The organism is Chitinophagaceae bacterium (assembly GCA_016710165.1).
In the GTDB taxonomy this organism is placed as follows: Bacteria; Bacteroidota; Bacteroidia; order Chitinophagales; family Chitinophagaceae; genus Ferruginibacter.
Map to the genome: position 1 here is coordinate 2195388 of JADJLJ010000001.1, position 21478 is coordinate 2216865.

Below are 21478 nucleotides of genomic sequence, written 5' to 3' on the forward strand. Positions count from 1 at the left end.
TTTATTGCCAGAAATTATAATAATTAAACCACTGATCGGGATATTGTTTGAGTTTCCCTTCCATCTCGCCGACAAAATCGTTCAGCATCTCCTGCATTACGGATTGCTTGTCTGCATTGCTATATTCTTTATTTCACTGGCAAAGAAATGATAATGCATTTTGCTTTCCTTCATGGCAAAAACAAAAGACACCGGCACTTTAAATTTAGCGGCCAGTAGGAAAGGCCCCATCGGGAACTTTGCCTTTTCCCCCAGGAAAGCGGCCGACATGGTCTTATTGCCTTCCATAAACCGGTCGGCATGCATGCAAACGAGTTCGTTGCCGGCAAGGGCATCATTTATTGCGTAAATATGCGAAAGATCGTTTTTAATAACGATGATCTTCATCACCCGCTTCCCGGTCACCCCTTCCAGGTATTCTTTTATCTGTTCATGTTCGCCATCGTACAATACAATATTCACCGGGGTTTCCAGCCTCCTGAATAAATGACCGGCCACATCCCAGTTGCCGATATGGGCGCTGAGCAATATGCCGCCTTTTTTTTGTGCGGCGATCTTTTGCAGGTTTTCCTCTCCATCAAAATCAAAGCTGAAATTATTTCTGATCCCCGACATCACCACCACTTTATCAATGATGCTTTGACCGAGCATATAATAATTCATGTACAGTTTTCTTACAGAAGAGATCTTCCCATAACCAAGCCGGTAGTGATATAAATGATAGATCTGCCGCGATGATCTGTAGGAAAACAGGAAGTAATAAGGCACCACAAAGTGCAAAAGGAAGTAAGCAGGCAAAACACCAAAAGTCCGTAATACCCATACAAAGATGCGGTACCCCAACGGGGTTCCTTTTGATTTTCCATGCCAGGAAGACATTATGCCATTTCTTTAGAATTCACACGGGAGATCACGTAGTCGCAAAAATCCCCGAAAGTGGCTATGTTGGTAAAATCTTCGGGTTTGACCTTAAAGGCAAAATTGCTTTCGATAACCACCACCAGGTCGATATAATCCAGACTGTCTAAGCCCAGGGTTTCTTTTAAATTGGCTTCGGGTACAAGTTTTTCTGCTTCCACCTCAAATTCCTCGATAAGGAATTCGTGAATTTTCTCAATAATTTCTGTATTCGTCATAGCAGTTTTTTAATTCAGTTTTCGGATGATCAGGGAGGAATTCGTTCCTCCGAATCCAAAAGAGTTGGACAAAAATACAACTATATCTTTTTCTATGGCACTTTTTGCAATATTGAGTTTGGCCGAATCCTCATCCGGGTTCTCAAAATTGATATTGGGCGCCACAAAGGAGTTTTGCATCATGAGCAATGAATAAACGATCTCACTGGCCCCCGCCATCCAGCATTCATGGCCGGTCATGGATTTTGTTGAACTTACCAACGGTTTGTACTGCCCAAAAACTTCATCAATCGCCCTTGCCTCGCTGGCATCGCCCGCCGGCGTTGATGTGGCATGTGCATTTATATAATCAATTTCCTTTGCATCTATCCCGGCGTCTTTCAATGCCCTGTGCAATGACCGGACCGGACCCTCAACGGTTGGGTTTGAAATATGGCCGCCATTGGATGAGAACCCATAACCGATCACTTCGCCCAGGATCTTCGCCCCTCTTTTTTGTGCCGACTCCAGGCTTTCCAGTATAACCGTTGCAGCACCTCCGCTGGGGATCAATCCATCCCGGTCCCGGTCAAACGGGCGGGAGGCACGGGTTGGATCCGATTCCCGGATCGAAAATGCAGAGAGGGCATCAAAGGTTCCCATGGATAAATGGTTTATCTCCTGGGCGCCCCCGCAAATGATACAATCCTGTAAACCCGTTTTTATAAAGTGATAACCAAGGCCTATGGAATGAGACCCGCTGGCACAGGCTGCACTGATCGTAAAATTTATACCCCTCAGTTTAAAGATGGTTGCCAGGTTCATGGTCACGGTCGAGTTCATGGTTTGAAAAACCGCTCCCGAGCCTACCAGCGTGGTATCTTTTTTCTCCCGGATGATATCATCCGCTTCTATCACCGCTTTGCCCGAACTGTCGTTACCATATAAGATCCCGATCTCGTTCGCCTGGATATGATCGGCATCAATACCGGCATTTGCCAACGCTTCGATGGTGGCCAGGTACGCATATTCCCCCTGCTCAGGCAGCATGATACGTGCCCGCCGGTCTAATTTTCCTTTCAGGTCGGGTTTATCTACATAGCCGGTCAGCCCCGAACGGTAACCATACTCTTTACGCACCGGGTCGAGTATGATACCGGACCTTCCTTTGTACAGCGAGTCCCTTACCTCTTCGAGGTTCTTTCCTATGCAGGAATAAATACCCATGCCTGTTATAACTACCCTGTTCATAATTTTTTATGTCATTGGATATTAGTCACTAGTCACTGGTCATTGGTAAGTCTCTTTGGGTTTAGTGGTCTCCCAATGACTTAATGACTCAATGACTCAATAACTAATTCACCATCAGGTATACAACCCGCCATTCACAGAAATAACTTCCCCGGTTATATAAGAAGCCCCTTGTGAAGCCAGGAACCCAACCGTTTTTGCCACTTCTTCGGGTGAACCAAACCGTTTTACCGGTATCATGGCCTTCAGTTCATTCTCATTCAGGTCACTGGTCATATCTGTCTTAATAAATCCCGGCGCCACCGCATTCACGGTGATCCCCTTCCGGGCTATCTCCTGTGCCAGGGCCTTGGTGGCGCCTATCACGCCGGCTTTGGCCGCGGAATAATTGACTTGCCCCGCCATTCCCTTTATGCCCGAAAGGGAAACAATATTAATGATACGGCCATATTTTTTCATCAGCATACTGTTCACCACCAACCGGGTAACATAAAAGAACCCGTCAAGACTGGTGTTTACCACCCGGTCCCATTGTTCATCTTTCATCCACATCATCAGCCCGTCGTCCCGTAAGCCGGCATTATTCACCAGCACTTCGATCACTTTATCTTCATTGGCTTCCATCCAGCCGCCCAGTTTGCTGTTTATCTGTTCCTTGTCCGAAACATCAAACCGGATGATCTCTCCATCCATCCCTTTCTCTTTTACAAGGGCAAGGGTTTGCAATGCTTCCGTTTCATTCGATCTGTAATTGATGAGCACATTATATCCCATCCCGGCCAATTCAATACAAACAGCCCTTCCAATACCTCTTGAACCTCCCGTTACTAATGCAAATTTCATCTGAATTTATTATTTGGCGGTAATATTATTTGCCGGTACCATTTATTAATTGGTTGCTTTCTTTTCAACAAATCAGGAAGTAATTTGTTCCGGTACGATCCCTAATTTGAAGGAAATAACAGGGTCGGCCTTCTCAAAATAGTTTTTGATCCTTTCCAGGTCTTTGTATTTGGGTTTGTCTTCAATAAAGCTGGGGAATATCTTTCTCACTTCCGAATAAATATGATGGGTCTCGGAGGAGAGCCGGTCGGTGCATTTCAGGTAATCGATCGCCTGCAGCACCGTCATCATCTGTATGGCAAGCACTTCAAACGAATTGTTGATGACCCGCCTGGTCATCAACGCAGCATTACAGCCCATGCTTACAATGTCCTGGTTGTCGTTGTTATTCGGTATGCTGTGTACATACATGGGAAAAGACATGGTCTGGTTCTCGGCCACCGTGGAAGTTGCCGTAAACTGCATCCCCTGCATCCCGAAGTTGAAGCCCAGTACACCCAGGTTCACAAAGGGCGGGAATTTCTGGTTCAGCTTTTCATTCAGTAAATAATTCAGCTGCCTTTCCGAAAGCATGGACAGCTTGGTAACAGCGATCTTTAATTTATCCATCTCCAGCGAAACATAATCGCCGTGGAAATTGCCGCCATGAAAAATATTCTGGTTCTCGTGATCGATCACCGGGTTATCATTGACCGAATTGAGTTCATCCACCACCACTTTTTCTGACTGGCAGATGGTATCGTAAATGGGGCCCAGCACCTGGGTAACACAGCGCAATGAATAGTACTCCTGCACTTTGTCCTGGAAGACCTCCTGGTCGAGTTTCTCGGGATTATACAAATGCTCCGAACGGTTGCGGATCATTTTACTGTCCTTCAGGATATCCCGGAGCTGGGCAGCAACTTTATTCTGTCCTTTATGATGTTTTACCACGTTCAATTCATAGGAATAATGGTCGTCAAACGCTTCCACCACTTCATTGATCATGGCCGAAAGCATCACCGACCATTCCAATAGTTTTTGCGCCTGTATAATATTTAACATGCCGATGCCGGTCATGGCCGAAGTGCCATTTAGGATGGCCAGTCCCTCCCGTATATGGATGGTCAGCGGCTTAATCTTCAGCCGGGAAAATACCTGTGCCGCTGGCTGAACCTCTCCGTTATAAATTACTTCTCCCTCGCCGATCAATACCAGGCCCAGGTGTGCCAGTTGAACCAGGTCGCCGCTGGCTCCTACGCCGCCGTGCTCATAAATACAGGGGGTCACGTTTTTATTGATCAGTTCCCTGAGCAGCTCCACTGTTTCGGGATGAACCCCGGAATAGCCCTGCATGAGGCTGTTGAGCCGGGCAATCATTACTGCTTTTACCATGATGTGCGACATCAGGTTTCCGCTGCCGGAACTGTGGCTCCGGATCAGGTTATACTGAAGCTGAAGCATGTTCTCTTCACTTACCTTATACTGGGCCATGGGGCCAAAACCGGTATTGATGCCGTAAATGAGCTTATTCGAGGAGAAATTCTTCAAAAACCGGAAATTCACATCCACTTTTTCAACCGTCTTTTTATCTAAAGCAACCTTCTTTTCCTTGAAAAGTATATCAGAGAAATCATCTAAGGAAAGGGCTCTGTCTCCAACATGTACCATGATCCGAATTTTATCTGCAATTAAATTGTTTGGTAACTATTCAGGTAAAAATAGAATAAAGATTTCAAATTTTATTTTTTTGACCTGCCATACCTTGAAGGTATAAAAACAGGGTACAACAAATTTGTGGCGATTGGGTATTTTTATTGCCGGATTTTTTTATACTTTTAATTAATTATCACCTAAAAACAACTTTTCATATGAAACGCATAACTGGTTTATTTGCTATTTCCCTTATTGTCCTGGGCTCCCTGACAGCCAATGCTCAGCGGATCAAAACCAAGAGCGGCAACGAGAATATTATTAAGAATGAATCCACTATTAACATTGAATTTGTATACGACGGCCTGAGCGTAGGCAAATATGATGTGGAAGCCGATTATATCAAGGCAAAAACAGATGAATACAACAAAAAAGAGCCGGGCAGGGGCGACTCCTGGGCCAGGAGCTGGGTCAGTGACCGGGAATCAAGATTTGAGCCCCGGTTCATCAACGAATTCCAGGATGCCACCGGTATGACCGTAAAAAAAGATGCCAAATACACCCTTGTATTCAAAACCACTTCCATTGAACCGGGTTATAATATTGTGATCAGCCGGAAAAATGCAGAGATCGATGCCGAAGCGTGGATCGTTGAAACGGCCAATAAATCAAATAAACTGGCGGAGTTCACCATATCCAATGCACCCGGAAGGATTTATGGCGGGTATGATTACGATACTGGACTACGGATACAGGAATCGTATGCCGTGTCTGGCAAAAGGCTGGGTAAATACCTGAAATAAAGAAATTAACAACAAAAATGAATAAAGACTTCCCATAAAAAGGAAGTCTTTATTTTTGCCACTGTTAAACCAAACGATCATACCAAATGAAAACTATTAAAATGCTACTGGCCATTGCAGCCATCCTGGTTAGTTCTATCAGCGCTTATGCACAGCAGGTTGACCTGACCAGGGGCGATCTTTCCATTTTAAAGGAGGAGAACTCGATCAACATTGAGTTTACCTATGATAAGATGACCGTGGGCGATGATGGCAAAGAAGCAGACTATATAAAAAGGAAAAGGACCGAACTGAATGACAAGGAAAAAGGAAGCGGGGAGATCTGGGCACGGAAATGGGAAGAAGACAAAGCCACGAAATTTGGCCCGAAGTTCATCCTTGGTTTTACAAACCTCAGTAAAATGACGGTCAGCAAGGATGCGAAATACACCCTCCTCTTTAATACCAAAGCGCTGGAACCGGGTTACAGCGTTGGGGTTTCAAAAAGAAATGCGGGCATTGACGGAACGGTTACTATTGTAGAAACGGCCAACCCGTCAAAAAAACTTGTCGTTCTTTCTGTCGAAAGGCCCGGCGAGAACATGTTCCGGGGAGCAGCTTTTGATGCCGGATCCAGGATCGCTGATGCCTATTACCTATCCGGGCAGAAGGTTGGTAAATTCATAAGCAAGAATAAAGATTAGATCTTTTAATTCCTCCTGTCGATAAACCTGATCGCCTTCCGGCTTCCTTCAGGGAACTGTATCTTCTGCATCTCCTCTTTGGATACGTACCGGATATGCGGACTCACCCGTAAGCGGGCCTGCAGGTTGGACCGTATCTTACGGTTGATCTCTTCGCTGCTGTTCAGCGGCAGCAGGTGCAGCATCACTTCATCCATACCTATATCATTGGAATATACTTCGGCAACAAAATCCTGTACTTCTTCCATTTCGTTCAACAAGTCAAAAATGGAAGGTGGGTATAAGGTGGTGCCCTTGTATTTTATCATTTGTTTTTTTCTTCCCATCACCGGGGACAACCGTAATGTGTTGCGGCCGCATTTGCATGGTGCATCATCATACACACATATATCGCCTGTCTTGTAGCGAAGCAGGGGCATGCCTTCCACACCCAGGGTGGTAATGGTCACTTCACCCGGTTCACCGGCTGCAACCGGCTTATTCATTTCATCCAGCAGTTCCACGATCAGAAGATCGGGTTGCAGGTGCCCTCCTTTACACTCGCTGCATTCCGTAAAGGCGGTCTGCATTTCGGTGGAAGCATAGGTAGAGAATAATTTGATGTTCCAGGCGTCGGTGATGCGTTTGCCCAATGTGTTCAGGGAAAAATCGGTGTTGCGGATATTTTCCCCGATGCAGATCGCTTTCTTTACTGTTGAAGAATTAACATCGATCTTATGTTCATTTGCAAATTGTACCAGCTTCAGGATAAAGGAAGGGACCGCAACAATGGCCGTTGGCTTCAATCGCTGGATGGTCTCCCATTGCAGGGAGGGTACACCGGGACCAAGCCGGATAATGCCTGCGCCTAATTTGCGGAGGCCGGCATAATAGGCCATGCCCGCCATGAATTGCCGGTCAAGCGTCAGCATCAGCTGGTAAATATCATCTGCCGATCCTTCGGCACTTACAAAAGAGGAGTATTCATTGTATGTAAGCCGGCCGAGGTCATTTTCGGTAAGCGCAATGGTAACCGGGCTGCCCAGTGTACCGGAAGTGGAACTGTATTCTATGATCCTGTTCTTAGGCACACATAAAAAATCATTGTTACGCTGCTGCAGGTCTTCCTTCACCGTAACCGGTATCACCGAAAGGTCTTCAATGGTCTTGATCCCTTTTACATTGAACCGGGCACTGGTGAACAGTTCCCGGTAAAAGGGAGAACGTTCATTCAGGTATGCAACGGATTCCTGCAGTTTTTTTTCCTGCATCCGTTTGATCTGTTCCTTGCTTTCAAATGCTGCTTCGGGAGAATAGTTCATATATTTTCAATTATTGTCATTCGCCTGATCCATGATCATCCTGCTGTTTCTGTTACTGCTTTCGGGTAAAACCACATCAGTTCCACATCTTTAATAATGGAGGGGCCGGGAGTGATCGCATCGGCCGATCCGGTATCCAGCATCATTGCATTTTCCTTTTTTCCCAGGTTGATGGTATACGGGTTGACCTTTATGTCAGGGGCTGTTCCGTTCACCTCTGTACTTATGAACCGGAAGATCGCAACGGCCAATTGTTCCAGGATATTCATATTCTTTTCGATCTGTGTGACCATTTCCCCCGGGTTACGCTGTACTTCTATTTCTTCCTGGAATTTTCTTAAAACAGCCAGGTCAAAAGGATCAATATAGCGGTTAGAAAATACCCGGTTCTCAAAAGGCAGCCATTCAAGAAAAAGGTCCTGCATTATTTTATTCAGGCGTCCGAACTTCCTGCCCAGGCTATCGGGCGCAACAAAAAGTTCTTTAAGTATCCGGAGATTGGTAAATGCCTTGTTGGCAAACAAATGTGAAGGTATTGCCCAGTATGTTGCCCAGTCCCAGAATATTTTTATCACCATGATCTGGGTGTTTCCCATCAACAGGTATTTATTCTGGTAAACCGGTATCCAGCTATCCACCAATGCAAGGTGTGATTTTTCATAAATGGTGGCACGCCCGGAAATATCCTCCCCGTCCATATCACGGAGTATCAGATCACTTAACCAGGAATTATTCAACGCAATGAAATCAGTTCCGGGTGAATAAAGCGGATCTAAAAAAGGGCCCGATTCACCGGTGGTTGCCCAGCGGTCTGCCGAATATATCCGTTCGGTATGATGGGCATAGTGTTTCAGTATCTTAAAATCCAGCAAACCATCTCCATGCCCGAGCGGTTCCAGCATTTTGTAAGGCAATGGTTCATTCTTTTTCATCCACTCCACTGCCTTTTCGTAGGTGTTGAATGTTTCAAACGGATGAACGGCCGGGTCTGCAACAATTCCGATGCTGGTGTTCTTAGACCCCAATGGAATGACCCATAACCAATAACCGGTATCCATGAAATGGACCGTGCTTAAATACCTTAACCCCGGCTCAAGGTATGATCGCCATTCCTTGTTGTTGGTCCATGTATCAATATCGATAACCCCTTTAAGCCTCCACCACACTGCATTGGTATGATGTTCCATCGGCTTCTGGAACTGCAGTTTGCGCTTCAGTATGCTGGACCTGCCGGATGCATCTGCCACCCAACGGCAGCGAACGGTGATCTCTTCGCCGTTCCGGATATAAGAAACGCGGTGACCGGCATCCCTGTCAAGATCCACATTGGAAACTTTTGCTCCCAGTACCAGGTCGGTCCCTTTTTCCCTGGTCAACCGCATCATGTAATTTTCCACGGTCCCCCTGTCAAGCTGGTGACTTGGCACCGGCAGCCGTAGCCGCGGGCCTAATTCAACACGGCTTGCAATATCATCCTTGGTATGTGATCTGAAAAAAAAGCGCAGGCCATGTTTGGGAAGTTCATGTTCTTCTAAATAATCTTTCAGGTTCAATACCTCCCGTAAATAATGAGTTCCGAGCTCTACCGTTGATTCACCCACTTTATGTGCTGCAACAGCCGCGTCTGCTTCTCTTCTTTCCAGTACAAGAATGGAAAGGCCGGGCTTTGCATTTTTAAGCTGTAAGGAAAGCGTCAGACCTGCAAGCCCTCCGCCAAGTATCACCACATCATACTGATCATGCATAAAGATTATTTTATACTATTAAAAGTAATAAATTAAACAGTAGAATCACAAAGTATAAATACAGGATGGGTTGATCTTGTTTAATATAGCGGCCGGTATTTATCAGAAGGTTCGACGGTCAATAAATGCTTTGAAAAATCCGGCGGCAGCTTAACGGGATTCAATGATCACCATGGCACATGCCATTGTCTTAAGGTGGGAGAGCGAAACGAAAATATTTCCTATTCTCATTTCAGCAACGGTATCCGCCGTTGTACCTGAAAAACGTAACTCCGGCTTTCCTTCACCATCATTATACACTTCAATTTCATGGAAGGCCGTTCCGCTCCGCCAGCCGGTGCCGATCGCTTTTAAGAAGGCTTCTTTGGCTGCAAAGCGGGCGGCATAGTGTTCGTACTTATTGGTCTTTGATTCACAATAAATAATTTCTGCCGGCGAAAAAACCAATTCCTTAAAGCCGGATTTCTTTTCCATCTTTTCGGCCACCCGTTCCACTTCGATCAGGTCGGTGCCGATGCCTAGGATCATGATGTTTGTTTTATCTGGTGATTTTTTGAACCACATAGGCACATAGGAAACATAGAAAACAACCTATGTGATCTATGTGTCTATGTGGTTCAGTTTTTATTGATCTTTTTGATCTGCTCTTTTATATGGTCCTCCTCCTTCTTTGTTGCAATTACTTTTGTAAGAGCAAGCTGGTAATTTTTTAGCGCCTCTGCATATTTTTTCTTTTTGAAAAGATAATCACCCGCCAGCACATAGGCATTATAAAACTCCGGATTGCTTGCTACCAAACTATCTGCGTTCACCTCGCCGCCGTCCATGATCCGTTGCTTGAGGTTCCTGAATACCACAAAGTTCTTATAGGCGGGGGTCAGCAGGAATGAATCTGCCGCAATGGCAAGGCTGCTGTCGGCGATCTCCCTGTTCTCCTTCATGCCCTTCCATGCAAAGATCCTGTTCAGGTCGTATGCCACGTATTCGCCCAGTTGCCAGGGTGAAGTGGAGACCCAGACCAATAATTTTTTAGGTTCAAACACAATGGAATGATGGGCGATGAGCTGGTTGATGGCTTTTTCGTTGCCCATACCAATATCGGCATTGTTCAGTCCTTTCCGGTCACGCAGGATACGGATCGTTTTCTGAACGGTATTCTTCCCGTTTACATTCAGCAGCTCCATCATTCTTTTATAGCGGTAGGGAGAGGCACTTTCGTTCTCCTGTTCAATATTCATCTTTGTTTTTCCCAGGCCCTTGCTTTGAAAATGATTGGTGCAAACGATAAAATCCTTTTTCGGGTCATATACATCCAGGTCATCCGGTGTTTTTTCAATGATGACCGCTTTGTTGTCGGAAGCGGACGCCACTAAAAAAGACTCTGAAACAAACATCTTTCTTGACCGGGCAATGGCAATGGCCTCTTTTATATTCTTTGCATATTGCAAAATTTCTTTTGTTACCAATGATACCGGTGTAGCCGATCCGGTAGGTAGACTCGATTTGGCTGCATTGATGGTAACGGAAACTCCCTGGTCGTTCATCCCGGATACTGCGCCGGTAAATCCGCCCCAGGTAACCGTCATGAATTTATGCCCCTGCGTGGGGTTGAAAAAAGCGACGATCTTGTCTTCGGCAAATTTATCCCCCACATAAAAATCGAAATTGCGGCCGATGATCATTGTGCTGTCCTGCGACATGGCCCCCCATGTTCCGAATGATGTACATCCTACCATGGCCAGGTTTTGAACGGCATGGCCAATATCGTGTGCGGCATGGTAATTTAAAATGCGCTGGTAGTTGGTGCCAAGGTATTGGTATTTGGGAGATGCAGATTCTGATACCCCATAGATCTCTTCCTCGTATTCTTCTGTAACATTTTTATCCAGGTTGCGGTTGAACCACCCGATGAGGTACTTCAAAAAATTCCGTTTGAATTCAGACGGGATCATTTTTTCGATCTGTTCCGCAAAATGGTCTTCCTGCCTGATCACCAGTTCGCGGGTAAGCCTGCCGTTGATAACGCCCCGCTCGAACGGATCGCCTTCCACGTATAATTCATACAAACCGCTTTTGCTGTGCCGGAACCAGTTGTCCTTAATGGTATAGAATCCATTGCCGTGATCAATACGCTGCAGTTGCAGGCTGCTCATGTCCGCAACTTTTGGCGGATCCACTTTTGAAACCTGGACTATATAAACAGCGCCGATCACCAGCAGCAGCACGAACGCTCCCAGCACATAAAGAACCCTTCTCCAGAATTTCCTTCTTTTAAGCATTTCTTACTTTTTCAATGATGTCTTCATTTCCCAGCAGGGCAATACAGGTTACCAGCCCGCTCATGGTGGCGCCCAGCACCCCATGTAAATTAAGGTTTTGCCCGGTTAAGTAGAGGTTGGATATTTTGGTACGGGGAGAGATGAATGTTTTTAACGGGTTGCGGTAGTCTTTCGCTATGCCGTACATCGAGCCGTCATCGTTACCAATATAATCCCGGTAAGAAAGGGGCGTGGCCGTATAGTAGGATCGTATGGCATCCCGCAGGCCCGGAAATTTTTCCTGCACCAGGTCGATCAGTTTTTCCGCTTTTCTTTTCTTGAATTCCTCGTAATCCTGTCCCCGGTCGGTTTCATTTGATACGGTATTGACCGTACCCGCCCATTGTTTCACTTCGTCAAATTTCATGTAGGCCAGGATGGTCATCGACTCGGCATAAACATCCGACCTGGAAGAAGCAGAAAAGAATAATGAATAACACAAAGGCCAGTTGGCTTCATTGTGGTCTGCCATGTTCCAGATATGCCCTTCCTTGTGGTAATAATAATTGTTCTTCAGGTAGGGAAATGCGTCTTTTTTAAAAACAACATTTACAATGAACGACGAAACCGTGTTCTCCAGTTCTTTTACCCGGCTGCGGTAAGCCGGTTTGATGAGCGTGGTCTCTGTCATCTCCAGTGTCCGCACCGGGTGCATATTGCTGATGAAAACATTGGCATATAAATGTGACCCGTCGGCCAGTTCCACTGATGTTGCTTTCCCGTTCTCCACTACAATGCGTTTCACTTCGGTATTGCGCCGTATATCTCCGCCATGCTGCCGGATATTCTGCACCATGTATTTTGCAATGGCCGAGCCGCCGTCGATGCATTTCCACGAGCTTTCTATATAGCTGTTCAGGATCATGGCATGAACATAGAACGGCGTCTTGTTACCCTGCAGTACATACAGCATATTATTGCCCACCAGCACTGCCTGCAGTTTTTTGTTGGAAGTGATGGATTCAATGAATGCCTGCGTATCGATCTCCAGCACTGTTGTTTTTTCATTTACATCGCCGCCGGACCGTAAGTTGTATAAAGGGAATTTACTGCACACTTCTTTGATCTTATCGCAATAGGTCCGCAATGCTTTTTCTTCGCCGGGGAAATCCTTCAACAGGTGCCGGATAAAATTCTCGTAGCCCTGTGCAAAAACATATTCCTTTTCATCGTTCTCAATAATGATCTTGTCAAATACGTCTTCATCCATTTTCTGCAGCTTGAGTTTATCCATCAGCCCCAGGTATTTGAACACCTGGTAAAGATTCTGCCCCTTGCCCAGCCCACCCAGGTAATGCACACCCGAATCAAAGATCACCCGGTCACGTACATAGGTCTGCAGGCTGCCGCCCACCTGTTTGTTCTTCTCCAGTACGCAGACCTTATATCCCTCCCGGCCCAGTACATCAGCACAAATAAGGCCACCCATGCCGCTGCCGATTATTATGATGTCGAATTCTTTTTTCAATCTGTTATTTTTTATGCCACAAGCTGTTAATTGGGTTGAAAGTGGTTGAAAATGGTTTAAAGGTTTAAACGACATTCAACGAATTTCAACCACTTTCAACCATATTCAACCATTGCACTTTGCTTCCCTAAAATAAATATCGTATTCGAAGTAAGTTTCGAATCGGGTATTTCCCGGCAGGACAAACCGTTTTCGGCTGCCACCGCCCGGATCATTTTCCCCGATAAGAAACATAACCCGCTTTCTTTTGTTTTATTAAAATTCAGGACCGTGGTTGAGAAGAACTCGGTAAGCTTTGTTTTTTTGTGCAGTTCCGCCTTGTCACTGTCCCCATCCCGTATTATGATCATTCCGCCGGCATTCAGGTTGCTGATGCATTTTTCCATCACCTGTTCCTGCTCTGCCCGTGGCAGGTAATGCAGCATATCGGCCAGGATGATGGCATCGTACCTTTCAAAAGCGAACCCCATTACATCACTGTGCACAAAATTAATGCTATCTGTTTTGCTGAAGCAATGATTTGCCGTGTCAATCTTCTCCCCGTCATAATCTATCCCGGTGATCTCCCGTTGCGGAGAGGTAAAAGAAAGCATATACGACATGAACCCATAGCCGCAGCCAATATCAAGTATCTTCCCTTGTTCCGGAACCAGGTCATGAAAGGGCTGGTAGTTCTTCTCCAGTTTGGTCTTTACCCGCATGTACCATTCCAGCACGGGGCCCTTGTACAGGTAATTATATATGAGCTTCTCCCGGAAGTAGGCAGGCTGTTCAATTTCTCTTTTAAGCAGGCTGAATTCATCCCGGAAATACCGCCCGATCGTTTTCGACCGCTCGGCATAACCCTCCCCAAAACGTTTATCTTCCGGTTTTATCCTGGGCAGGAACTTTACTGTAAGCTGGCCGTCTTTTAAAAGCTGGTCCTGCTTGGTCAATGTATAATCGGTGCCATGTATCATGATGGGCAGGATATCCACGTTCAGTTTTTCGGCCAGGTAGAATGCCCCTTTATGAAAACGTTTGATCACCCCGTCTTCCGACCTGGTGCCTTCCGGAAAAATAATTACCGAGTAGCCGTTCCGGATCCGGTCTTCCACGAGGCTGATGTCCTTTTCGATCTGTTCCGTCGGAAAATAATCTGCCATGCGGATCACTTTTCCAAAGAGTGGTGAATTCCAGATGCGGTTATTGGTGAACATGATGAGCCTGGGGTGCAGCATGATCAGCGGCAGGATGTCAAGCGATGACTGGTGATTGGCAATGATGATGGCTGGCGTCTCAAATTTTTCGTTCTGTGGATTAATGATCTTCTTTTTTACGTTGATCATGATATACACCAGCCGCCGGCAAACCCGGGCAATGATGCGGTGATAAAGCAGTTTGCCTTTTTCTTTTATGTTGAACAGGGCAAATATCCAGGCAATATGGGTGAAGGTCACACTCCAGCCGATAAAATAGGAGAATGCAAAGGAAGATTTTATAAAGCCCCAGAGTGTCCATGGAAAACGGTTACGCTTTACCCGGTTCCGTATCAGAAGAGAAAACAGGAAGGGTATGAGTATCTGCGCCATGATGACCACGCAGAGGATACCGATGATGGAAATGAATGCGATGGAACGCAATGCCGGGTGCTTTGCAAAGATCAAGACACCCAGGCCGGCAATGGTGGTAACGGCCGATAAGATGATGGAAGATTTGAAAGATGACAGGTTCTTTTTTCCTGTTTTATATTCCTGCAGCAGCCCGTCCATGATGAACAAACTGTAGTCGTCTCCCAGGCCGAATATCAGTGCCGATACAATGATGTTGATGATGTTGAACTGTATGCCCGCCATGGCCATGATGCCCAGTATCCAGAGCCAGCTGATGAACATGGGAATGAAGGAGACCAGGGTAAGTTCTATTCTCCCGTACATGAGCAGCAGCACAAAGAACACCAGCAGCGAGGTCATTAAAGCGATGCGGGAGAAATCGGCATTGATGATCTCCACAAAACGGTTGGTAAGGTATTGTTTGTCGAGCACCGTAACATTGCTCTCCTTTTCAAAAGCCTTATACACTTCCGCTCTTTTTTCCGGTATGGCTTTTACCAGGGTAACCACCGTTGCTTTTCCGGGCTTTTCGGTGATGTAATCATCCAGGAAGTTTTTACGCACATCCGCCATCGCATCAGCACCCACCGGTTCATATTCCTTATCCAGCAGCATCTTGAAATTATCAAATGCCGAGGCATTGAACTTTAAAGCGGCGCCTTCTTTAAGCAAGCTGCTCATTAATGCTTCTTTCTTTCCTGGTGTCCAGTATTGCTTCCATTTTTCAATCCGGGCCTTCTGCAGGGAGGCTGATATGATAAGTGATGAGGCTCCGGAGTATTTTTTTACGATACCCCTGTCCTGCAGGTCTTCAACCTGTGCCATCAGTTTTTCATTGTTCACCAGTGCTTCGTCCAGCGTCTTCCCTTCGGTTACGATGTACACAGACTGCAGGGCGTATTGATTGATCCTGTTCAGTTTCTGTTCCGACTCCTTTAAACCGCTGCTCATGAAATTCATGTTCTGCAGGTCTGATTCAAAACGTACATTGCCCGCCTGGAAAGAAAAAATAACCGTAAGGATGAGAATGATCAGTACCAGGTATTTATTATACTCGGGACGGAACGATGCGACCTTATCGATCAGGGAAAAATCATTTTTACTATGCTGAACCTGCTCTTTTTTTGAAACAATGAAATGGGGCAGGAAGATGAGTGAGCAGAGCGAAGCGCCGATGAGACTGAATGCAGCAAAGAGTCCCAGGTCCTTCAGCATTTCCGATTCAACAAACTGCAGGCACAAAAAGCCGCCGATGGTGGTGAAACTCCCCACGGTCATAGGCATGGCCAGGTCACGGATCAGTTGCTGCATGTTCCGGGTATGTCGGTAATGGTTAAAGACATGCAGGGAGTAATTGACAGCGATCCCCAGCACCACCGAACCCGTACCCAATGCAATTACCGATATCTTCCCCCTGATAAAATAAATGGCCGCCAGTGAAAACGTAGCGCCAAACAGCACCGGTATCAGGATGAGAAAAGGGGCTCTTTTTTTACGGAAATAGATCCCTAAAAAAACAATGATGAAAAGAACGGTGATCCCCTGCGTGAGCAAGGAGTCTTTTCTCAGTTGCAATGCATTGCCTACCGAAACCGCCGTGGCGCCAAAATAGGAAGCGGTAATATCACCGCCGCTGTTTTTATTGATGAGGCTATCGAGGCCCCTGAGCAGCAGGGCGTTCTTACCGGTGTTATTGGGCGGGTATTCCGGTGTGATGAACAACAGGAGGTGCTTCCTGTCCCTGGTCACCACGTAATTATCATACAGCTCAAAGTTCTCATCGTATTGCAGCTGCTGTACTTTTTTTATTCCCAGGAAACTGATGCCTACCGGGTCTTTGCTGATCATGCTTTTGAGCGCAATGCCGGCAGGCGAGCTGAGTGTGCGGAGATCCTGTTCCAGGGTTTGTTTAACCGCTTCAGGAGTAATGAGAGAATCGATCGCTTTATAATCTTTTTCTTCAAGGTATACCGGCAGGTGGCTGCTGATGGTACCGAACAGTTCCATCGCAAATTCATCATCTACCTTATCATTGATCTTCCGGACAAAGGGAGAAAGTGTTCCCCGGATGCCTTCCACAAGGCGGTCTGCATAAGCTACCAGGCTGTCGGGCTCCGGTACCGCAGACGTATCTTTCATGGAAACCGTGACCGCCAGCTTATCCATGAACTTCGAGTTCTGGAAAACCTCGTTCAGTTTTTCGATCTTCTTATCGTTGGGGAGGATGCTGGAAATATCTTCTTCAAACTTCAACTGCGTGGCAAACCAGGCAGCCATCAGGAAAAGGGCGGCAAAACTTCCGTACAGAACAGGTTTATGCCTGCTGTAAAACCGGTGGATGTGAAGTAATATTTTTTCCATGCCCTAATCTGCCCCTGTAACAACGGGTTGTTTTTTGCCCGTCAGTTTTAAAAAAATGAACGTGAGTATCCCGAAAACAATGCCGGCAACAATGGCCAGCGTTATGCTGCCGTAAATATATTGAAGCAGGTTGTTTTTTATCGAATCAAGGGTGATGGTCTTGCTGAAGCTTATCTGCATGGCATTGGCCCCCATCCAGAATGCGCCCATTTTATAGCTCAGGAATATAATGACCGGGATCATGGGCGGGATACTGATGTTGGCTGCAATGATGACCAGGGGTTTGTTCAGGTTGAACAGAACAGCCAGGAATATGGCGGCTACCAGCTGGAAACCCCAGATGGGAACAATGCCCATGAATATGCCAAAGGCAACGGAAATGGCTTTAAGCTGTGCCGGCTGCTGTGTGTTGAACAGGTGATCATCCAGCAACTTGCCCAGTTTCTTTTTATTGAACAGGGTCCGGATAAAATCCCGTGGCTTTATATAAAGGAATGCGATCAATACCAGCAACGTGTTCAACACACTGATCCGGAAAAAATCCTTGAATGGCCTGAAATGAGAAACCCTTTCTTCTTTGGGTGCATAATAAACCGTTACCGGTACCGATTCCACCCCAACACCTTTCCAGGAAGCCCTTACCAGCACTTCGATCTCAAATTCGTATTTACGGGTGAAGAATCTCATTTTCTGCAATGGTTCCAGTGGATAAAGGCGATACCCCGATTGGGTGTCGGGGCTGCTGATGCCAGTTTCCACCTTGAACCAGAAGTTGGAGAACTTATTGCCAAAACTGCTGCCGCCGGGAACAGATTCCTGGTTCATATTACGGGCGCCGATGATGATGGCACGGGGGGTTTCTTCTGCCTTATCAAAAAAAAGGGGAAGGTCTTTTGCAAAATGTTGTCCGTCTGAATCGATGGTTATGGCATATTTATATCCTTTATCCATTGCATACCTGAATGCTTTACGCAGTGCCCATCCCTTACCCATGTTTTTTTCATAGCTCACGAATTGCACAAATGGAAATGAGTTGACAATTGATGCGGTATCGTCGGTAGAGCCGTCATTCACCACAATGATATGGTTGCAGTAGCCGGCTGTGTCTTCGATCACTCCGGCAAGGGTGGCGGCATTGTTATAGGTAGGAATAATAACACAGGCCCTCAAAACATCAGCTTTCTCCTTCGGGGAAACAGAACCGGTCATTATTGTCTTTATTTGGCATTAAATGAAACCCTTGGCAGGGTAGCGGTAAAATTAAAACAATAAAGGGAATAACGGGGAGGCTGTTTTACGTTTAGGACGTTTCAGACGTTATAAATCGTTGCAGCGTTGCAAATCGTTGCAGACGTTTAAAACGGCTGAAACGATTGACCTGACTTCAACGACTCACACTGCGATCTTCATCTTATTCTCCGAGCGTTTTTGTTTAGCAGCCAGCCGTTGCTTCATCCATTCGGGCCATGCGGAACTGTCTTCTGCTTCAAATACACGCAACTCCTGCGATTCGTCTTTTTTCAGCAGGTCGGCTTCATTGCAGCCAAGGATTTCTGCAGCTGCTTTTACTCCCGAATAGCTGGCTCCGGAAACCCCGTGCGACATGGTGCTTGCTCCGCAAAGGAACAGGCTCTCAATTTTCGTTTTTGAAGTGAATGAGAACGGTCCTGTTTGCCAGAATCCTTTTTCCGTGCCATATACATTGCCCCGGGTGGCGTTGATATAATGTTTATTAGTAAAGGGGGTGCCTAATTCAAGATGCACCATATTCGCATATACGTCCGGCAATATTCTTTTAAAGGTATTCATCAATTTCTGGCATAAGCGCTCTTTTATTTCCTGGTATTTCTGATCATTTTCCCCGGGAACTCCCATGCAGGCTTTAAAAGAATCGTAATCAATGAATGTGATCGCTTCGATGGTATGCAGTTTACCGTTATAACTCAACGGGTCCTTTAAAGAAGAGCAGCTGATAAAGAGCGAATCAAATTCACCGGGCTGTAAAATATCTTCGCCTGCCATACCCTCGTGCAGCTCATCCATATCTTTTTTGGGCATGAACCAGATATTCCCGGAATCCAGTCCGGCTTTGCGTATATCCATTTCCACGGTAATGAAAAATATAAGTGAGGTTACGGAATAGCGGGTCTTTTCCAGTCTCTTCAGAAATTTGCTGCCCAGGTTTTCGTGTCCCACCATTTTAAAGGTTGTTTCCGGGTCAGCGTTGGAAATAATATTTTTTGCCATGAGCTGCTCCCCATTCTGTAATTCTACTCCAATGGCTTTTTTCCCCCGATGGTTATCGTCCCGATAGCTATCGGGATGCGGTTCCAGCAATATCTTTTTTACAGCCTGCCCGGTATGTATCTCTCCCCCGTATTTTTTTATTGCATTGGTAAAGGCTTTCACAATGGCGGCCCCGCCCCCCATTGGATAGAATCCCCCGTTAAAATAATGGTCCATCAGTGCACAATGGAAGGGGAAACTGGCCTTGGAAGGAGGTAACCCATGATCGCCGCATTGTATGTTCAGAACTTTCCTCAAAAGGGGGTCTTTAATATGCCAGCCAATTACCCGTTTTAAACTGAATAACCCGTATTTACCCAGGTGCCTGGTGCGGTAAGCAATGGTCAGGTTGTCCCAAAAGCCGCTCATTTTAGGAATGAGCTGTATCTGGTCGCTTACTTTTTTAACAAGGGCCAGGTATTTTTTTAAGCCTTTTTTCTCTGCGGGAAAGCGTTTTGAAAGAGATTCATACAGGTTTTCGATGCCTGCGGGCATGTCAATGCGTTCATCGCCAAGCCAGCAATGTTCATAACCGGAAGGGTTCATCCTGAAAAAAACAAGTTCATTGGCTATGCCAAGGCCCTCGTATAAATTGCGGGCAGAGCCCCCATTATCCATGGAACCGATATAATGAACCCCCGGACTGAAGCGCTGGCCATCTATGTAAAAACTATGGCACCAGCCCCCGGGCACATAATGTTGTTCAATAACAGCCACTTTTTGTCCTGCCCTTGCAAGACAAAGGGCTGCAGACAGGCCGCCGGCCCCGGAACCAATAATTATAGTATCAAATACCTTTTCTTTAGTCATTGCCGTTGGAAGATACTCCTTTTAATAAAGCAAACTACCATATGTATAACAAGGTTTTGAAGGTTTTCACCCAGGGTTCATCAGAATTATTTTTCCCTTTATTAACATTTAATATCTGCTTTAGATTTGCCTCTAAGTCCGCTTCAATGGGTTAAAATAATAGTATGGCACGGTTTTGGTTTTGTATCTCAGGTATCAATTTAATACTTATTAACACGTTTAACCTTCTAAATTTAATATTATGACTGAGACGAATTTTCCAACCCCACCAGCTCCACAGGCTGCACCGGCAAAGAACTATAAGAATATAGCTATTGGTGTACTTGCCACAGCTCTTGTTGCCGTATCGGGTTACATGCTGTATTCAAGAAATCAAACATCGCAGACCTTACAGCAGCAGGAAACGCAAATTGCAAAAGTAACCACTGAAAAAAGTGACCTGCAGAACAGTTTTGATGCTTCACTGGCAAGGCTCGACTCCATGTCGACCGTTAACTCCGGCCTGGAAAGCAAGCTGACTGAAAAGAACGATGAGATCACCAAGGTAAAAGCAGAGATACGCAGCATCCTGAACAAGAAGAATGCTACCGCATCTGAATTAGGCAGGGCAAAGACCCTGATCGCTTCCCTGAATGAGAAGATCGCTTCCCTGGAGCAGGATGTGGCCCGCCTTACCATGGAGAACCAGACTTTGTCAAACGACAAGGCTGTTTTAACCCAGGAAAAAGAAAAGCTGACCCAGGACCTTACAGCCACCACGGTTGTTAAGCAGGAACTGGAGAAAAAAGTAGATGTAGCTTCTACCTTAAATGCTTCCAACATTGTCATCACCCCGATCAATGTGAGGAACAACGGAAAAGAAAAAGTTTCTACTACCGCCAAGCGTGTTGACAAATTTGTTGTAAGCTTCGACGTGGCAAACCGCATTGCCCAGCCTGGTAAAACAGATGTATATGTACTGGTTATCGGGCCGGATGGCCAGGCAATCAATACCGGAACAGAAACATTCACCATCCGTGAAGAAGGAGAAAAAGCATTCACCGCAAAGGTTCCGGTTGAACTGGAAACAGCAAAGACCAAGAATGTTGAATTTGCATTCATTCCAAAATCAACTTTCAAACAGGGTAACTATACCATCATGATCTATCAAAATGGATTCCTGATCGGCCAGGGTACCCGTGAACTGAAGAAAGGCGGCCTGTTCAGCTAAGAAAAGAACAAAAGAATTCCAATATATCATTCAACATTATCCCTGTAAAGCCAGGAGAAG

At 45.9% G+C, this 21478-nt stretch carries 15 protein-coding genes and 1 pseudogene; 3 read left to right on the forward strand and 13 right to left on the reverse strand.

Annotated elements, in window-relative coordinates:
• Nucleotide 1: 1 nt before the first annotated feature.
• The 5 genes and pseudogenes from IPJ02_09620 to IPJ02_09640 all read right to left on the reverse strand — a co-directional run bounded on the left by IPJ02_09620 (nt 2) and on the right by IPJ02_09640 (nt 4859).
• A pseudogene (locus IPJ02_09620) lies at nt 2-879 on the reverse strand (lipid A biosynthesis acyltransferase).
• Entirely contained in the window at nt 879-1136 is a 258-nt protein-coding gene (locus IPJ02_09625; GenBank protein ID MBK7375796.1) for an acyl carrier protein, read from the reverse strand. Before IPJ02_09625 ends, IPJ02_09620 begins: the two are co-directional and overlap by 1 nt.
• Nucleotides 1137-1145: 9 nt before the next feature.
• The gene (locus IPJ02_09630; protein MBK7375797.1) at nt 1146-2366 is read right to left on the reverse strand and encodes a beta-ketoacyl-[acyl-carrier-protein] synthase family protein; all 1221 of its coding nucleotides are present in this window, start codon (nt 2364-2366) and stop codon (nt 1146-1148) included.
• 114 nt (nt 2367-2480) lie between these two features.
• Nucleotides 2481-3209, reverse strand: a complete 729-nt coding sequence (gene fabG, locus IPJ02_09635) for a 3-oxoacyl-ACP reductase FabG (GenBank protein MBK7375798.1) — start codon at nt 3207-3209, stop codon at nt 2481-2483.
• A gap of 72 nt (nt 3210-3281) precedes the next feature.
• Nucleotides 3282-4859 carry an aromatic amino acid lyase gene (locus tag IPJ02_09640; GenBank protein ID MBK7375799.1) on the reverse strand — a complete coding sequence of 526 codons (1578 nt, stop codon included), beginning with the start codon at nt 4857-4859 and terminating at the stop codon, nt 3282-3284.
• Nucleotides 4860-5059: 200 nt separating this feature from the next.
• Between IPJ02_09640 and IPJ02_09645 the strand changes: the two genes are divergently transcribed.
• Both IPJ02_09645 and IPJ02_09650 read left to right on the forward strand, forming a co-directional pair.
• Complete coding sequence (locus IPJ02_09645; GenBank protein ID MBK7375800.1) at nt 5060-5644, forward strand: hypothetical protein; 585 nt, start codon at nt 5060-5062, stop codon at nt 5642-5644.
• A gap of 86 nt (nt 5645-5730) precedes the next feature.
• The gene (locus IPJ02_09650; protein MBK7375801.1) at nt 5731-6327 is read left to right on the forward strand and encodes a hypothetical protein; all 597 of its coding nucleotides are present in this window, start codon (nt 5731-5733) and stop codon (nt 6325-6327) included.
• Between the two features lie 5 nt (nt 6328-6332).
• Here the strand turns inward: IPJ02_09650 and IPJ02_09655 are convergent, their stop codons facing one another.
• From IPJ02_09655 to IPJ02_09690, 8 genes are all read right to left on the reverse strand, one after another.
• Nucleotides 6333-7628, reverse strand: coding sequence for an AMP-binding protein (locus tag IPJ02_09655; GenBank protein MBK7375802.1), 1296 nt, complete (start codon nt 7626-7628; stop codon nt 6333-6335).
• Between the two features lie 35 nt (nt 7629-7663).
• The gene (locus IPJ02_09660) at nt 7664-9373 is read right to left on the reverse strand and encodes an FAD-dependent monooxygenase (protein ID MBK7375803.1); all 1710 of its coding nucleotides are present in this window, start codon (nt 9371-9373) and stop codon (nt 7664-7666) included.
• Between the two features lie 150 nt (nt 9374-9523).
• The gene (gene acpS, locus IPJ02_09665; GenBank protein MBK7375804.1) at nt 9524-9901 is read right to left on the reverse strand and encodes a holo-ACP synthase; all 378 of its coding nucleotides are present in this window, start codon (nt 9899-9901) and stop codon (nt 9524-9526) included.
• 89 nt (nt 9902-9990) lie between these two features.
• Nucleotides 9991-11652, reverse strand: a complete 1662-nt coding sequence (locus tag IPJ02_09670) for a peptidase C45 (protein MBK7375805.1) — start codon at nt 11650-11652, stop codon at nt 9991-9993.
• Nucleotides 11645-13234, reverse strand: coding sequence for an NAD(P)/FAD-dependent oxidoreductase (locus tag IPJ02_09675; protein MBK7375806.1), 1590 nt, complete (start codon nt 13232-13234; stop codon nt 11645-11647). Before IPJ02_09675 ends, IPJ02_09670 begins: the two co-directional genes overlap by 8 nt.
• 20 nt (nt 13235-13254) lie before the next feature.
• Entirely contained in the window at nt 13255-17112 is a 3858-nt protein-coding gene (locus IPJ02_09680; GenBank protein MBK7375807.1) for a 1-acyl-sn-glycerol-3-phosphate acyltransferase, read from the reverse strand.
• A gap of 3 nt (nt 17113-17115) precedes the next feature.
• Nucleotides 17116-18282 carry a DUF2062 domain-containing protein gene (locus IPJ02_09685; GenBank protein ID MBK7375808.1) on the reverse strand — a complete coding sequence of 389 codons (1167 nt, stop codon included), beginning with the start codon at nt 18280-18282 and terminating at the stop codon, nt 17116-17118.
• 222 nt (nt 18283-18504) lie between these two features.
• Nucleotides 18505-20208, reverse strand: coding sequence for an NAD(P)/FAD-dependent oxidoreductase (locus IPJ02_09690; GenBank protein MBK7375809.1), 1704 nt, complete (start codon nt 20206-20208; stop codon nt 18505-18507).
• Between the two features lie 241 nt (nt 20209-20449).
• Here IPJ02_09690 and IPJ02_09695 point away from each other — a divergent pair, with 241 nt between their 5' ends.
• Nucleotides 20450-21418, forward strand: a complete 969-nt coding sequence (locus IPJ02_09695) for a hypothetical protein (protein ID MBK7375810.1) — start codon at nt 20450-20452, stop codon at nt 21416-21418.
• The last annotated feature ends 60 nt before the right edge of the window (nt 21419-21478 follow it).

Excerpts from the sequence above, each read along its gene's own strand:
- IPJ02_09625 (MBK7375796.1), bottom strand. The coding sequence starts at position 1,136 with ATGACGAATACAGAAATTATTGAGAAAATTCACGAATTCCTTATCGAG.
- IPJ02_09630 (MBK7375797.1), bottom strand. The coding sequence starts at position 2,366 with ATGAACAGGGTAGTTATAACAGGCATGGGTATTTATTCCTGCATAGGA.
- fabG (MBK7375798.1), bottom strand. The coding sequence starts at position 3,209 with ATGAAATTTGCATTAGTAACGGGAGGTTCAAGAGGTATTGGAAGGGCT.
- IPJ02_09640 (MBK7375799.1), bottom strand. The coding sequence starts at position 4,859 with ATGGTACATGTTGGAGACAGAGCCCTTTCCTTAGATGATTTCTCTGAT.
- IPJ02_09645 (MBK7375800.1), top strand. The coding sequence starts at position 5,060 with ATGAAACGCATAACTGGTTTATTTGCTATTTCCCTTATTGTCCTGGGC.
- IPJ02_09650 (MBK7375801.1), top strand. The coding sequence starts at position 5,731 with ATGAAAACTATTAAAATGCTACTGGCCATTGCAGCCATCCTGGTTAGT.
- IPJ02_09655 (MBK7375802.1), bottom strand. The coding sequence starts at position 7,628 with ATGAACTATTCTCCCGAAGCAGCATTTGAAAGCAAGGAACAGATCAAA.
- IPJ02_09660 (MBK7375803.1), bottom strand. The coding sequence starts at position 9,373 with ATGCATGATCAGTATGATGTGGTGATACTTGGCGGAGGGCTTGCAGGT.
- acpS (MBK7375804.1), bottom strand. The coding sequence starts at position 9,901 with ATGATCCTAGGCATCGGCACCGACCTGATCGAAGTGGAACGGGTGGCC.
- IPJ02_09670 (MBK7375805.1), bottom strand. The coding sequence starts at position 11,652 with ATGCTTAAAAGAAGGAAATTCTGGAGAAGGGTTCTTTATGTGCTGGGA.
- IPJ02_09675 (MBK7375806.1), bottom strand. The coding sequence starts at position 13,234 with ATGTCGTTTAAACCTTTAAACCATTTTCAACCACTTTCAACCCAATTA.
- IPJ02_09680 (MBK7375807.1), bottom strand. The coding sequence starts at position 17,112 with ATGGAAAAAATATTACTTCACATCCACCGGTTTTACAGCAGGCATAAA.
- IPJ02_09690 (MBK7375809.1), bottom strand. The coding sequence starts at position 20,208 with ATGACTAAAGAAAAGGTATTTGATACTATAATTATTGGTTCCGGGGCC.
- IPJ02_09695 (MBK7375810.1), top strand. The coding sequence starts at position 20,450 with ATGACTGAGACGAATTTTCCAACCCCACCAGCTCCACAGGCTGCACCG.